Below are 13,856 nucleotides of genomic sequence, written 5' to 3'. Positions count from 1 at the left end.
TCAGTGATTGTGGCGCGGCGTCGTTTCCGACGTCCGACGATATTTCAGCGCAAGGTCGAGCACACCACCTTCGCCCAGTTGCCCGACCTTCTCGCGGTAGATTTCTTCCCAAGGCGTCTGACTGGCCGGCACCGGCGGGATGCCCTCGCCCTTGCGCCGTGCGATCTCGGCATCGTCGACCAACATGTCGCAGCGGCCATGGTTCAGGTCGATGCGGATCGTGTCGCCGGTACACAGCCAAGCGAGGCCACCGCCGACCGCACTTTCGGGCGAGGCGTTCAGGATCGACGGGCTGTCCGACGTCCCCGACTGCCGCCCGTCGCCGATCGTCGGCAGGCTCTGGATACCCCGTTGCAGCAAGGCGGCGGGCGGCTGCATGTTGGTGACCTCGGCCGATCCCGGCCAGCCGATCACCCCCGCGCCGCGAATGACGAGAATGCAGTTCTCGTCGATATCGAGCGCCGGATCGTCGATCCGGTGGTGATAATCGTCCGACCCGTCGAACACGATCGCCCGCCCTTCGAAACAGCCCTCATGGCCCGGCCGCGACAGGTAGCGCGCCCGGAAATCGGGACCGATCACGCTGGTCTTCATGATCGCCACGTCGAACAGATTGCCCGACAGCACCAGGAAGCCCGCCTGTTCTTTGAGCGGCTGGTCGTACGCCCGGATGACCTCGCGATCGGTAGCAAAGCGGTTGGCGACATTCTCACCCAGCGTCCTGCCGGTAACCGTCGCGACATTGCCGTCGACCTTCCCCGCCGCGATCAGTTCGGACAGTACCGCCGGCACGCCACCGGCGCGGTGGAAGCGCTCACCCAGGAACCGCCCCGCCGGCTGCACATCGACCAGCAGCGGCAGGTCATAGCCAAACTCCATCCAGTCGGACGGCTTGAGCTCGATATCGGCATGGCGCGCCATCGCGTGCAGATGCGGATGCGCGTTCGACGATCCGCCGATCGCGGTGATGAGCGCGATCGCGTTCAGGAACGACTGCCGCGTCAAAATCTTCGACGGACGCAAATCGTCATAGGCCATCTCGACGATACGCTTGCCCGTCTCGTACGCGATCTGCCCCCGCTCGCGATAGGGCGCCGGGATCGCCGCGCAGCCGGGCAGCGACATGCCCAGCCCTTCGGCGATGGCGTTCATCGTCGATGCCGTACCCATGGTGTTGCAATGGCCGGCCGACGGCGCCGACGCGGTCGCCGCCTCCAGAAACTCTTCCTCAGTGATCTCGCCCGCCGCGAGCTTGCGCCGTGAGCGCCAGATCACCGTGCCCGACCCGACCAGATCGCCGTCATGCCACCCGTCGAGCATCGGCCCGCCCGACAGCACGATCGCCGGAATGTCGACCGTCGACGCCGCCATGATCGCCGACGGCGTGGTCTTGTCGCACCCGGTGGTCAGCACGACCGCATCGATCGGATAGCCGTTCAAAATCTCGACGAGCCCGAGATAGGCGAGATTGCGGTCGATCGCCGCGGTCGGCCGGCGGCAATTCTCGAAGATCGGATGGGTCGGAAATTCCATCGGAATCCCCCCCGCCGCCTCGATCCCCGCCTTCACCCGCTTGACCGTTTCCAGGTGGATGCGGTTGCACGGCGTCAGGTCCGATCCCGACTGGGCGATGCCGATGATCGGCCGCCCGCTGGTCAGTTCCCTGGGCGTGATACCGTAGTTCATGAACCGTTCAAGATACAGCGCGGCCATGTCGAGACGGCCGGGCGCGGCGAACCATTCGCGCGATCGGAACGGACGGGCGGGGGTACGGGTCATCATGTCCACTCGGTCGAGAGGCCCCGCAACGCGCGGGGCCGAAGGTAGCGAAGGTTACGCGTAACGCAGATTCTCAGCCCTGCATGTCCTCCAGCTCCTTGCCCTTCGTCTCATGAATGAACTTCTGGACGAGGAAGAAGCTGATGACGGCGCAGATGCCGTAGAAGCTGTAGGTGATCGTCAGACCCAGGCCGGCGGCCATCACCGGAAAACTCTGCGCGATCAGATAGTTGGCGAACCACTGGGCAAAGCCGCAGATCGCCAGCGCCGATCCGCGCATCTGGTTCGGGAACATCTCGCCCAGCATGACCCACATGATCGGGCCCCAGCTGACGTTGAAGAACACGACGTAGAGGTTCGCCGCCCATAGCGCGAGCGTGCCGAGTTCCGCCGACAGCTGAAGTTTACCCGCCGCGTCGAGCGTGCCGTTGTGGAAGCAATAGACCAGCGCCCACAGCGTCACCGCCATGCCCGCCGAACCGATCAGCAGCAACGGCTTGCGCCCGATCCGGTCGACCAGCGCGATCGTCACGAAACAGGCCGCGATCGACACGACACCCGACAGGATGTTGATCTGCAACGACTGGTCTTCGGTAAAGCCGGCCAGCTGCCACAGGGTCGCGCCATAATAGAAGATGACGTTGATGCCGACGAGCTGCTGGAACACCGCCAGCACGAAGCCGGCCCAGACGATCGGGCGGATGCCGCCCTTCACCGGGTCCATGATGTCGCGAAGCTGCGGACGGTGATCCTTGCTGAACGACGCCTCGATATCGCGGATCTTCACCGCCGCGGCTGCCGGCCCGAACAGCCGGGTCAGCACGATGCGCGCTTCGTCGAGACGCCCCTTCTGCACCAGATAGCGCGGGCTTTCCGGGATGAAGAGCAACGCGACCAGGAACACTGCCGCCGGGATCGCCTGCATCCAGTACATCCAGCGCCACGCCTCATAGCCGCCCCACCAGATTTCGGTCGAGGCGCCCGCGGCGGCGGCCAGATAATAGTTCACGACGAACGCGGCGGTCAGGCCGGTGATGATCATGATCTGCTGGATCGTCGTCATCCGCCCGCGAATATTGGCGGGGGCAACTTCGGAAATATAGGCGGGCGACAGCACCGATGCCGCGCCGACCGCCATGCCGCCCATGAAGCGCGCGACGACGAACAGCAGCTGGACATGGCTGAACCCCTGGACCAGCGCGCCGACGAGGAACAGGATCGCGGCGAGCATCATCACCTTGCGGCGGCCCATCGCGTCGGCCAGCTTGCCCGCCAGAAACGCACCGACGAAACAACCGATCAGCAGCGAGCCGACCGTGAAGCCCAGCCCCGCCTCGCTCAACCCGAAGGCGCTCTTCAGCCCCTCCTGCGTCCCGTTCACCGCACCGCTGTCATATCCGAACAGCAAACCGCCAATCGTCGCCACCGCGACGATGGCGATGACAAGCGCGATGTTCACGCGCTCCCCGCTCGCCTCTGTCATCCCCGTCCACTCCCAAGCTCACTGCCGCGCATGGCGACGTGTTAGCGGTAACGGTGACGAATTCTTATGATAATTGCAAGCGCCGCAATCGAACGTCAAACCGATTTTACCTGAAGACGTTTGGCGAGGCCGATCGCCCCTCCGCCATTCCAGTGCCGGTGGCGTCGAAAAGGCCCACCTCCCACTGTCACCCCGGGCTTGACCCGGGGTCCCGCTTCTTCTCCGCCCCCCGTAGAAAGCGGGACCCCGGATCAAGTCGAGACCTCTGCGAAAGTCCCAACCCTTCGCCCCTTGCTGCACCCCCGCGCAGGCGGGGGTACGGCAGATCTCCTAGTATAGCGCGCGACTTTCACAAAAGTCTCAAGTCTGGGGTGGCAACAGGACCGGGTTGACCGGCCCAGCCTACGCCATCATTCCGGCACCGGCCCGCACGACTGCCGCACGACCAGTTCATGCTCCAACACCCGGTCCTCGTCCTCGCCGACATCGTTGCCCGCCCGCCGTTCGCGCACCTGGGTCAGCAGCATCTCGACCGCCGCCTCCGCCATCGCCGCGATCGGCTGGCGGATGGTGGTGATCTCGGGCCAAGTGGTGGTGGCGAGCGAGGTGTCGTCGAACCCGACGATGCTGACATCCTGCGGCACGTGCAGCCCGCGGCGATGCGCGACGCTGATCGCCGCCGCCGCCATGTCGTCGTTGCTGGCGAAGATCGCGGTCGGTCGATCCTCCCGGTCGATCAGTCCTTCGGCCGCATCGATGCCCGACCGATAGGTGAACAGCCCCTGTTCGACCGGCATGTCCGCGACCTGCAGACCGGCGCCCTCGATCGCCGCGACGAACCCCCGCCACCGCTCCGCACTCGCGCCGTTGTTCGGATTGCCGCGCACGAAACCGATCCGGCGATGGCCCAGACCCAGAAGATGCCCGGTCATCGCCTTGGCCGCCGCGAAATCATCGATGCGAACCGACGAGCGGCCTGGTTGCGCCATGCCGACCGCGACCGCGACCGAAGGCGTGCCCGCCGCGTCCAGTTCGTCCTGCACCAGCGGGGCATCCGACAGCGGCGGCGGCAGGATCACGCCCTGCACCGGCGTCGACGCGAACCGCCGCGCGCCTTCCGCCTGTGCTTCCGGACCGTCGCCATCGCACGGCTCCAGCACCAGATGGCAGCCGACCTTGCGCGCACCTTCCAGCGCGCCGATCAGGAAATGCGACAGATAGGCCATCGACGGGTTGGCATAGAGCAAACCGATCTGCGCCGCCTCCCCCGCCGCCAGGCTGCGCGCCGCGCTGTTCGGCGAATAGTTGAGCTGCTCGATCGCCGCCAGCACCGCCTCGCGGGTCGACTGGCGGACATTGGCGCCGCCGTTCACGACTCGCGACACCGTCATCGCCGATACGCCGGCGGTGCGCGCGACATCCTGGATCGTGACGCTGCCCCCGCTGCGGCGACTGGGTTTATCCATGAAAATGGTTGGCTCCTTCGGATCACTGATTATGGCGCAGCCGGGCCGATTGCAAATCGCGACGATCGGTTGACGCATCGCCGGCGGCCCGATAGCTGATAGCGCTACCAAATACGGTGACGGCTGCGCCGGACGCCGAATGTCATGGGAGAGAGATCGTGACCCTAGCGTCGAAGCCCGTCCGCCTTGCGCTCGCCTGCCTGCTCGCGACCGCCGCCACCGGCACCGTCATCGCGCAGAACCGCCCGACACGCACCGCCGCTGCCGAAAAGATGCTCTACAAGGACGCGTCGCAGCCGGTCGCGGCCCGCGTCGAGGATCTGCTGCGCCGCATGACGCTGGAGGAAAAGGTCGCCCAGATGATCGGCATCTGGGAAAAGAAGGGCGATATTCAGGACGCAAAGGGTAATTTTTCTGCTGCCAAGGCGTCGCGTGCCTTCCCCAACGGCCTCGGCCAGATCACCCGTCCGTCGGACAAGCGCGGCGTCACCGCCAGCAACAACGCCGCCGGTGTCGCGGAGGACGCGGTGAACCGCACCGCGCAGGAAACCGCCGACTACATCAACGCGGCGCAGCGCTGGGCGGTCGAGAACACCCGGCTCGGCATCCCGATGATCATGCATGAGGAAGCGCTGCACGGCTATGTCGCGCGTGGCGCTACCAGCTTCCCGCAGTCGATCGCGCTCGCTTCGTCATGGGACCCGGCGCTGGTCGAACGCGTGTTCGGCGTGGCGGCGCGTGAAATGCGCGCACGAGGCGCCAATCTCGCCCTCGCCCCCGTGGTCGACGTCGCGCGCGATCCGCGCTGGGGCCGGATCGAGGAAACCTATGGCGAAGACCCGCATCTGGTCGGCGAAATGGGCCTCGCCGCGATTCGCGGGTTCCAGGGCACGACGCTGCCGTTGAAAGCCGACAAGGTCATGGTGACGCTCAAGCACATGACCGGTCATGGCCAGCCCGAAAACGGCACCAATGTCGGCCCGGCCAACATCTCCGAACGGACGCTGCGCGAAAATTTCTTCCCGCCGTTCCAGCGTGCAGTGACCGAATTGCCGGTGCAGGCGGTGATGGCATCCTATAACGAAATCGACGGCATCCCCAGCCACGCCAACAAATGGCTGCTCGACGACGTGCTGCGCCGCGAATGGGGCTATAAGGGGTCGGTGGTCAGCGACTATTTCGCGATCAAGGAACTGAACACCCGGCACAAGCTGTACGGCACCGACATGGCCGCCGCCGGCCGCCGCGCGCTCGACGCCGGGGTCGACATGGAGCTGCCCGATGCCGAGGGTTGGTCGACGCTGGCTGCAATGGTCAAGTCGGGCCAGGTGCCGGTGTCGCAGGTCGACAACGCGGTCCGCCGCATCCTGACCATGAAGTTTCAGATGGGGTTGTTCGAAAACCCCTATGCCGACGCCCGCACCGCGGAGGCAAAGACGGCGACGCCCGACGCGATCGCGCTGGCCCGCGAAGCAGCCGTGCGGTCGATGGTGCTGCTCAAGAACCAGAACAACCTGCTGCCGCTCGATCCGGCCAAGGTCGGCCGGATGCTGGTCGTCGGCACCCACGCCCGCGACACCCCGATCGGCGGCTATTCGGACGTGCCCAAGCATGTCGTGAGCGTGCTGGAAGGCATGCAGCAGGCCGCGCAGGGCCGCTTCTCGGTCGACTATGCCGAGGGCGTGCGCCTGACCCGCAGCCGCCAATGGGCCGCCGACAAGGTCGAACTGGTCCCGGCGTCCGAGAATGCGCCGCTGATCGAGGAGGCGGTGCGCAAGGCGGCGTCGGCCGACACGATCCTGCTGGTGCTCGGCCAGAACGAACAATTGAGCCGCGAAGCCTGGGCCGACCAGCATCTCGGTGACCGGCAGAAACTCGACCTGATCGGCGAACAGAATGAACTCGCCCGCCGCCTGTTCGCGACCGGCAAGCCGGTGCTGGTCGTGCTGTTGAACGGCGGCCCGCTCGCCGCGACCTATCTCGACGCGACCGCGCCCGCGATCCTCGAGGGCTGGTATCTCGGGCAGGAAACCGGCCACGCCGTCGCCGATGTCGTGCTCGGCCGTGCCAATCCGGGCGGCAAGCTGCCGGTGACGGTGCCGCGCAGCGAGGGGCAGCTGCCGATCTTCTACAACCACAAGCCGACCTCGCGGCGCGGCTATCTGTTCGACACCACCGCGCCGCTCTATCCGTTCGGATACGGCCTGTCCTACACCAGCTTCACCGTCGGCGCGCCGAAGCTCGCCAAGACGACGATCGGCCGCGACGAAACGGTCCGGGTGTCGGTCGACGTCGCTAATACGGGCCGCCGCGCGGGGGACGAGGTCGTCCAGCTCTATGTCCGCGACGACGAAGCGACGGTAACGCGCCCCGTGCTCGAACTGAAGCACTTCCAGCGCGTAACCCTGCAACCGGGCGAACGCCGGACGGTCACCTTCGACCTGAAGCCGAACGACCTCGCCTTCTGGAACGTCGACATGAAACATGTTGTCGAACCCGGTACCTTCACCATCAGCACCGGCAACAGCTCGACTCAATTGAAGACTGCCACGTTGACCGTCCGGTAACTCCCGCCGAACATGCGAAAGGTGCCGGCAGGTCGCTTGTCGACCTTCCGGCAACTGGAAGCGTTGCGCTCATCTTCGGCGCTGCCGGACGATCGATCAAATAACGCCAGGTGCTTACTCAGCAGAGCCGACCTTAGGATGACGGTCCGGCGTTGCTGCTCGCAGACGGCGACCCGGCGTCAATCGTCTCGCAGCCCGACGTGATACCGAAGGTTCACAATGCGACAGCAGTCGCGCCGACGGTATTGAGGCTGCTCTTAGCCTGACGATCAGCGTGCAGTCCGACTTGGGACTGTATTCCCGTAGCGAGGGTCGCAAAGATCGCTCGTGCGGTCCCCGCAGTTGCGGGTTTCCCTTTCGCAATCTTTCTATCTGCGACGACCACTGCGCGCGCAGAGGCTCGGGACTCAAACGATAGGGTCAGGCCGCATTCGAAGATTTGCTACTTGCGAGATCGCATAGGTTCGCAGGAAAGTAGCTTGTCGTCTGGGCAGATGATCGAGCAATCCGACGAAGCCGGTCTGGGTTGGCCGTGCAGGTTCGACCGATCCGGCTGCCACGATCGGCATGCCGGATCGGTTCGACATCAGCGCGAAGTAATCTGCATCGTGCCCGGCTGATCGAGCAGCCGCAGGCCGCGGCGGGCGACGTCGTGGGCGCTCGCTACCTGCGACGAGGGCATCACCAGCGACGCGTCCTTGGCATTCAGGACGCGCAGATAGAGTTCGCGCGCCTCGGTGGGGCGCTGCGTCATCGCATAGACCGCTGCCAGATTGAGGAGGACTTCCGGTTCCCGGCTACCGGCGCGGGTTTCGCGCTCGAGCGTGCGTTCGGCGGTGGTGAGGTTGCCGGCGGTGATGGCGGCGTGCGCGTATTCAACTTGCTGGGCGTTCGCGCTGGTGGCGATCCCCATCACCGCCAGCGCCGAGCCAAGCAGTGCGGCAGTTCCGATTCGCATGATACCATCTCCTGTTTGTTACATCGTGATGACATCAATGTTTCACTTTGAAGACGGTTGCGCAAGCGATGCCGCGTGCCGCAGGCACAAAAAAAGGGCGGCCCGAAGGCCGCCCCTGATCCGCCGTTCGACCGGCCGAGCCATCAGCGATCAGAAATCGCCGCGATACTGCTCGTTGCCGACGAAGCCGAGCTTCGTCACGTTGGCGCGCTTGATGATCGCCAGCACGCCGTCGACCACTTCGTACCGCGCGGTTGCGTCGGGCTGGAAGTGCAGTTCGGGCTGCGGGCTCATCGCCACGGTCTGATCAAGATACTGGGTCAGCGTGACCTCATCGACCGGCGAACCGTTCCAGAAGGTCTGGCCCTGCGCGTTGATCGTGATCTTGTTCTTCTGCGGGTCGATATTGTTCTGCGGCCGGTTGTCCGGCTGCGGAAGGTCGACCTTCACCGCGTGGCTCTGGATCGGGATGGTGATGATGAACATGATCAGGAGCACGAGCAGCACGTCGATCAACGGCGTCGTGTTCATGTCCATCATCGGTTCGTCGTCGCTGCGACCGCCACCACTCATTGCCATGTCAGGCTACTCCTATTGACGCGTACGCGGCGTGGTGTTCGGGTCCGGTTCGGAAATGAACCCGACCTTGGTGAACCCGGCCGACTGCATCGTGTAGATGGTGCCGCCGATGCAGCGATACGGCGTATTCACGTCGCCCCGGATGTGCACTTCGGGCAGTTCGAGGTTCGGGTTGCCGACGCCACCCTGACGGGCCAGTTCGTCTTCCAGCTTCTTGACCGCACGAGTGCGCAGTTCGTCCGCCGTGACCCGGGTCAGGCCCCAGTACACCGCGCACTGGCCATCGAGGCCCTGCACCGACAACGAGACGTTCTCCGGCTTGGTCGTCGTCGGTTCGAACACGACCTTCGGGACCTTGAGGCCGCTCACCTGCTGGACCACGACCGGAACCGCGATCAGGAAGATGATCAGCAGCACGAGCATGACGTCCACGAGCGGCGTGGTATTGATGTCCGAGAGGGGGGCTTCATCGCCGCCGCCGCCAACACTCATCGCCATGAGGCTATCCTATCCACTTCTACTCAATCGAACCGCCGGGACCGGTCACGGCCCCGGCGGCATCAGCACCGTGCGATCAGACGCGCGGAGCGGTCGGCACGCCACCGGCCTGGCCGGCGGTGGTGCTGCCGACTGCCGGCTTGGCGGTCGGAGCCGGGCCACGGGCGGCGACGGTCGGACGGACCGCACCGTTCGAGGCGAGGTAGCCGAGCACGTCGTTCGAGAAGGCCGACAGGTCTTCCGCGATCGACTTGTTACGGCGCTGCAGCCAGTTGTAGGCGAGCACGGCGGGAACCGCGACGACCAGACCGATGGCGGTCATGATGAGCGCTTCACCGACCGGACCGGCGACGTCGCCGATGGCGGCCTGACCGGCGGCACCGATCTTCACGAGCGCGCGGTAGATGCCGACCACGGTACCGAACAGACCGACGAACGGCGAGGTCGCGCCGACGGTCGCGAGGAAGGCGAGGCCGCCGTTGAGCTTCGAGTTGATCGAGGCTTCCGAGCGAGCGAGCGAGCCGTGCAGCCAGTCATGCGCTTCGACCGGATCGGTCAGCTTGCCATGCTGTTCCTGCGCGGCGAGGCCGTCGTCGACGATCTGGCGATAGGCCGAGTTCTTGTCGAGCTTCGCGGCGCCTTCACGCAGCGAGTTCGACTGCCAGAAGGTGGCGCGGACGCGCTTCGCCTGGTTCATGATCTTCTGCTGTTCGAACAGCTTGGTGAAGAGAATGTAGAACGAGCCGACCGACATGATGACCAGGATACCCAGCGTGCCGAACGCGATCGCGCCGCCCTGCTGAAGCGCTTCCCAGAAGCCGAAGTTCGGAGCTCCGGCAGGTGCGCCGGCAGCAAGGATGGGGGTGAGCATCGGATAGTTTCCTTAGAGCTGATATGTTCTTGAAGAATATTGCCCCGGACCGTCCCGTGACCCGAAGGTCGCGGGACACCCGGTCTTACCGATCGGCCGGCAGCTGCCAGCGGACGCGACGCGACGAACTCGAACGGATCGGGTTGCCCGACTGGTCGAGCGCCGGGCTGTACCGGCCGCGACGGGTGATCGCCGAGCAGGCGGCGCGATCGAGCGCGGCCGAACCGGACGACGACGTCACGCGGCAGTTTTCGACACGACCCTGCGTGTTGATGTCCCAAGCGATCGCCGTCACACCTTCGTCGCCGCTGTTGAGCGCGCTGGGCGGATAGTCGTCGTTGGTGATCCACTGCGCGGGATCGCCCTTCGCACCTGCGGCCTTGCTGACCACGGGCGCGGGCGGCGCCGGCGGCGCAACCGGAGCCGGCGGCGCAGGCGGACCGGCCGTCGGGATCGGCGCGTAGGTCGGCGGCGGCGTCGTCACCGACTGGATCACCACCGGCGGCGGTGCCTGCGTACGGACGATCGGCGGCGGCGTCACGACCGGCGGCGGCGACTGCGGCTGCGGCTGTTCAGGCGGCGGCGGGGGAGGAGGAATCTCCTCGGGCGGGGGTGGCGGCTCCTCGACGTCGAACGTCTCGGTATCCTCAGTCACCTTCTTCACATATTTGTAGGCAAGGCCGGAGATGAACGCGTACCCGATCACGACGTGGAGGATACCCACGATGATCAGCGCGACGATCCGGCCACTACCTGCTTTTTGGTCAGCGTAAGCCATTCAGCAACCAAACTCCTCTAGCCCGGTACATTGGGTCGGTCCGTCCGGCGGAAACCGGCACGCAACGACCGTCGTGTCCGGGGCTACGCGGCATTCCGGACCGCGATTGTCTATCGCGGCCTTACAAACGACGCAAACGCTTTGTCGGACGAAACATTCGTACAATCGCGCCATTACCGAAATAAGTCTGTAACCACGGTTTTCCGCGGGTTAAGAGCAGTTGCATGAAACGCATCCCGCTCTGCACCGCAGCATTTTCAGCATTTCTGGTCGCATGTTCGCCGGTGTCGGCACGCCAGGGCCCACCCGTTCCTGTTAACGTTATCGGCGAATCGGCGGCCATTCCCTATGCCCGGGTCGCGCGGCTGGCATTGGAAAGCGATATCGTGCTGGATGCCACGATTCGCTCGGTCGCGCGGATCGCGCCGGCGGAAGCGCCCGGCCTGGCGCCCGGCCATGTCCGTTTCTACGTCACCGCCGATGTCGGTGCGCTGATTCGCGCCAACGGCCCCCTGCCCGCCCGTGTCGGCTATCTGGTCGACGTCCCGTTCGACCCGCGCGGCCGTGCGCCCAACCTGAAGCGGCAGCGCATCATCGCCTTTGCCCGCGCAGTGGCCGGGCGTCCCGATCAGGTACAGTTGGTGACGCCAGACGCACAATTTACCTGGGCACCGGCGCTCGACCAGCGGGTGCGCGACGTCGTGCGCGAGGTGATCGCGCCGGATGCACCGCCCGCGATCACCGGGATCGGCAATGCGTTCCACGTACCGGGCACGCTGCCGGGCGAAGGCGAGACGCAGATCTTCCTGCAAACGACCACCGGAGCACCGGTGTCGCTGCTGATCCTGCGCCGTCCGGGCGAGCAGAAGCGCTGGGCGCTGTCGCTGGGCGACATCATCGACGAGGCCGGCGGCGCGCCGAAGCCCGATACGCTGGCCTGGTATCGGCTGAGCTGCGGCTTGCCCGATGCGCTGCCCGACACCAGCCTGCAGTCGCAGGATGCGGACAATGCCGCGATCGCGCGCGAGGATTATGCGTTCGTGCGCGAATCGCTGGGCCGGTGCGACGACGGACGCACCGGCTGACCTCGCCTCAGCGGGCGAGGTGCACGAAGTCGCGTTCGAACCAGACCAGCCCGGCGCCGCCATCGACGAACAGCGTCTGTCCGGTCGACGCCTCCGCACGGGCGAGGAACAGCACCGCATCGGCGACCTGATCGATATCGGGTAGCCGGCCGAGCGGCATCAGCGCCGCCAGCCGATCGACCTGTTCCGGGCTATAGTCGTCGGTCGCCAGGGTCAGCCCGGGGGCGACGCCGTTGACCCGCACCGCCGGCGCCAGCGCCAGCGCCAGCGTTCGCGTCGCTTCACCCAGCGCCTGTTTCGACACGGTATAGGCCAGCTGATCGCGGTGCGGATGGGCGATGCGCTGGTCGAGGATGTTGACCACCACGCATCCACCCTGTTCCGCCAGCTTGGTCGCCAGCACGAACGGCGCAGCGGCATTGACCGCGAAATGCGACGTCAGCGATTCCGGCGTCGGATGGCTCGCATCGTCGGCACGAAAGCATGACGCATTGTTGACCAGCAGGTCGACCCGCCGCCCGAACCGCGCCGCGACCGCCGGGATCAGCCCCTGCGTCGCGTCCCCATCGGCCAGATCGGCGGCGAAGCAATGATGCGTCGCACCGGCGGCCGCAATGGTCGCGGTGACCTCCGCCTCCGGCTCGCCGGCATGCGACGCGTGGAGCGCCACGTCATAACCCGCCTGCGCCAGCCGCCCGGCGATATGCCCGCCCAGCCGCCGGAAGCTGCCGGTAATCAGCGCCAGCGGGCGGCTCACCGCCGGTGCCGGACCATGGTGACGCCGATCGATTCGCCCGCTTCGGCAATGGCCAGCTTGACGATACGGATCTTTACCCGCTGCACGCGCGGGTCGGACATGAACAGCGTATCGACGATATGGTCCGCGACCCCTTCGATCAGGGTGAAATGGACGCCGGGCGGCAGCGAGCTGGTTGCCGCTTCCTTCAGGTCCATATAGCTTTTCGAGGCGGACAGCGGCGTGTCGGGCGTGAAGCGCTCCGGACAGTCGAGATCGACCGTCATCGAAATGCGCAACGGTTGCGGCAGATGGGTTTCCTCGGAGTAAATGCCCGTCAGGACATTCACTTCGATGTCGTGGACTTCCAGTTGAAGCGAATCGTGCAAACGGCACCTGTCATCGAAAGGGAATATCCGCGCGATAGCAGAAGCCGGCGGGCGCGTAAGCCGTTCGCCAATCTTCGCTTGTGCGACGCCGACGGGGCGGTACAGGCGCGTTTTCATACCCGATCGACTGGACCGAATTTGCCCGACCTGCTGCCCCTTGCCTCCGTCCCCGCCGCCGATGTCGAAGCGTTGCTCGATGCCGCCTTCGGACCCGACCGGCATGGACGCACCGCCTATCGGGTGCGCGAAGGGCTGTCGCCGATCGGCCATCTGAGCTTTGCGAAGGTGGAGGACGGGCGGCTGGTCGGTGCGATCCAGTGCTGGCCGGTGCAGCTGGAGGGGGATGACGGCGACGTATTGCCGCTGACCATGGTCGGCCCGGTGGCGGTGGCGCCCGATCGGCAGGGCACCGGGATCGGTCATGACCTGATGCAGCGGGCAATCGCGGCGGCGGGCGACGATGCGCCGCTGATGCTGGTCGGCGATGCACCTTATTATGCGCGCTTCGGGTTTACGGTGGAGCGGACCGGCGGATGGCGTATGCCCGGGCCGTATGATCCGGCGCGGGTGCTGGCGCGGGGCGACGTGCCGCTGCGAAACGGCATGCTCGCGCCGCGCCTGTCGCTCGTCGCCTGACCCCTTGTCGCGGGCGCCCCGAGCGAGCTAA

At 65.8% G+C, this 13,856-nt stretch carries 13 protein-coding genes; 3 read left to right on the top strand and 10 right to left on the bottom strand.

The window, feature by feature from the left end; translation table 11 throughout:
- The 3 genes from AVT10_RS01700 to AVT10_RS01690 all read right to left on the bottom strand — a co-directional run bounded on the left by AVT10_RS01700 (position 1) and on the right by AVT10_RS01690 (position 4,728).
- Positions 1–1,782: an IlvD/Edd family dehydratase gene (locus AVT10_RS01700; RefSeq protein WP_269746886.1), complete on the bottom strand. Its 1,782-nt coding sequence runs from the start codon at positions 1,780–1,782 to the stop codon at positions 1–3.
- 70 nt (positions 1,783–1,852) lie between these two features.
- Positions 1,853–3,262: a sugar porter family MFS transporter gene (locus AVT10_RS01695; RefSeq protein WP_066687484.1), complete on the bottom strand. Its 1,410-nt coding sequence runs from the start codon at positions 3,260–3,262 to the stop codon at positions 1,853–1,855.
- A 410-nt stretch (positions 3,263–3,672) separates the two neighbouring features.
- Positions 3,673–4,728, bottom strand: a complete 1,056-nt coding sequence (locus AVT10_RS01690; RefSeq protein WP_066687480.1) for a LacI family DNA-binding transcriptional regulator — start codon at positions 4,726–4,728, stop codon at positions 3,673–3,675.
- Between the two features lie 272 nt (positions 4,729–5,000).
- On the opposite strand from AVT10_RS01690, the gene AVT10_RS01685 reads away from it, so the two are divergent.
- On the top strand, positions 5,001–7,295 hold the full coding sequence (locus AVT10_RS01685; protein ID WP_084401252.1) for a glycoside hydrolase family 3 N-terminal domain-containing protein: 2,295 nt from the start codon (positions 5,001–5,003) through the stop codon (positions 7,293–7,295).
- A gap of 586 nt (positions 7,296–7,881) precedes the next feature.
- Here AVT10_RS01685 and AVT10_RS01680 read toward each other — a convergent pair.
- From AVT10_RS01680 to AVT10_RS01660, 5 genes are all read right to left on the bottom strand, one after another.
- Positions 7,882–8,253 (bottom strand): tetratricopeptide repeat protein, encoded by a 372-nt coding sequence (locus AVT10_RS01680; RefSeq protein ID WP_232307826.1) that lies wholly within the window; start codon positions 8,251–8,253, stop codon positions 7,882–7,884.
- A 150-nt stretch (positions 8,254–8,403) separates the two neighbouring features.
- Entirely contained in the window at positions 8,404–8,832 is a 429-nt protein-coding gene (locus AVT10_RS01675; protein WP_066687471.1) for an ExbD/TolR family protein, read from the bottom strand.
- A gap of 12 nt (positions 8,833–8,844) precedes the next feature.
- Positions 8,845–9,330, bottom strand: coding sequence for an ExbD/TolR family protein (locus tag AVT10_RS01670; protein WP_066687470.1), 486 nt, complete (start codon positions 9,328–9,330; stop codon positions 8,845–8,847).
- Between the two features lie 76 nt (positions 9,331–9,406).
- Complete coding sequence (locus AVT10_RS01665) at positions 9,407–10,201, bottom strand: MotA/TolQ/ExbB proton channel family protein (protein WP_066687469.1); 795 nt, start codon at positions 10,199–10,201, stop codon at positions 9,407–9,409.
- An 85-nt stretch (positions 10,202–10,286) separates the two neighbouring features.
- On the bottom strand, positions 10,287–10,979 hold the full coding sequence (locus AVT10_RS01660) for an energy transducer TonB (protein WP_066687468.1): 693 nt from the start codon (positions 10,977–10,979) through the stop codon (positions 10,287–10,289).
- A 224-nt stretch (positions 10,980–11,203) separates the two neighbouring features.
- Between AVT10_RS01660 and AVT10_RS01655 the strand changes: the two genes are divergently transcribed.
- Positions 11,204–12,064, top strand: a complete 861-nt coding sequence (locus AVT10_RS01655) for a hypothetical protein (RefSeq protein ID WP_066687467.1) — start codon at positions 11,204–11,206, stop codon at positions 12,062–12,064.
- Positions 12,065–12,071: 7 nt separating this feature from the next.
- Here the strand turns inward: AVT10_RS01655 and AVT10_RS01650 are convergent, their stop codons facing one another.
- Positions 12,072–12,821 carry an SDR family oxidoreductase gene (locus AVT10_RS01650; protein WP_066687462.1) on the bottom strand — a complete coding sequence of 250 codons (750 nt, stop codon included), beginning with the start codon at positions 12,819–12,821 and terminating at the stop codon, positions 12,072–12,074.
- Positions 12,818–13,189, bottom strand: coding sequence for a dihydroneopterin aldolase (locus AVT10_RS01645; RefSeq protein WP_066687460.1), 372 nt, complete (start codon positions 13,187–13,189; stop codon positions 12,818–12,820). Before AVT10_RS01645 ends, AVT10_RS01650 begins: the two co-directional genes overlap by 4 nt.
- A 138-nt stretch (positions 13,190–13,327) precedes the next feature.
- On the opposite strand from AVT10_RS01645, the gene AVT10_RS01640 reads away from it, so the two are divergent.
- Positions 13,328–13,825, top strand: a complete 498-nt coding sequence (locus AVT10_RS01640; protein WP_066687458.1) for a GNAT family N-acetyltransferase — start codon at positions 13,328–13,330, stop codon at positions 13,823–13,825.
- The last annotated feature ends 31 nt before the right edge of the window (positions 13,826–13,856 follow it).

It is taken from the genome of Sphingomonas hankookensis (assembly GCF_001619955.1).
In the GTDB taxonomy this organism is placed as follows: Bacteria; Pseudomonadota; Alphaproteobacteria; order Sphingomonadales; family Sphingomonadaceae; genus Sphingomonas; species Sphingomonas hankookensis_A.
The sequence above is the reverse complement of the archived record's forward strand: the minus strand, read 5'-3'. Positions and strand labels throughout refer to the sequence as shown.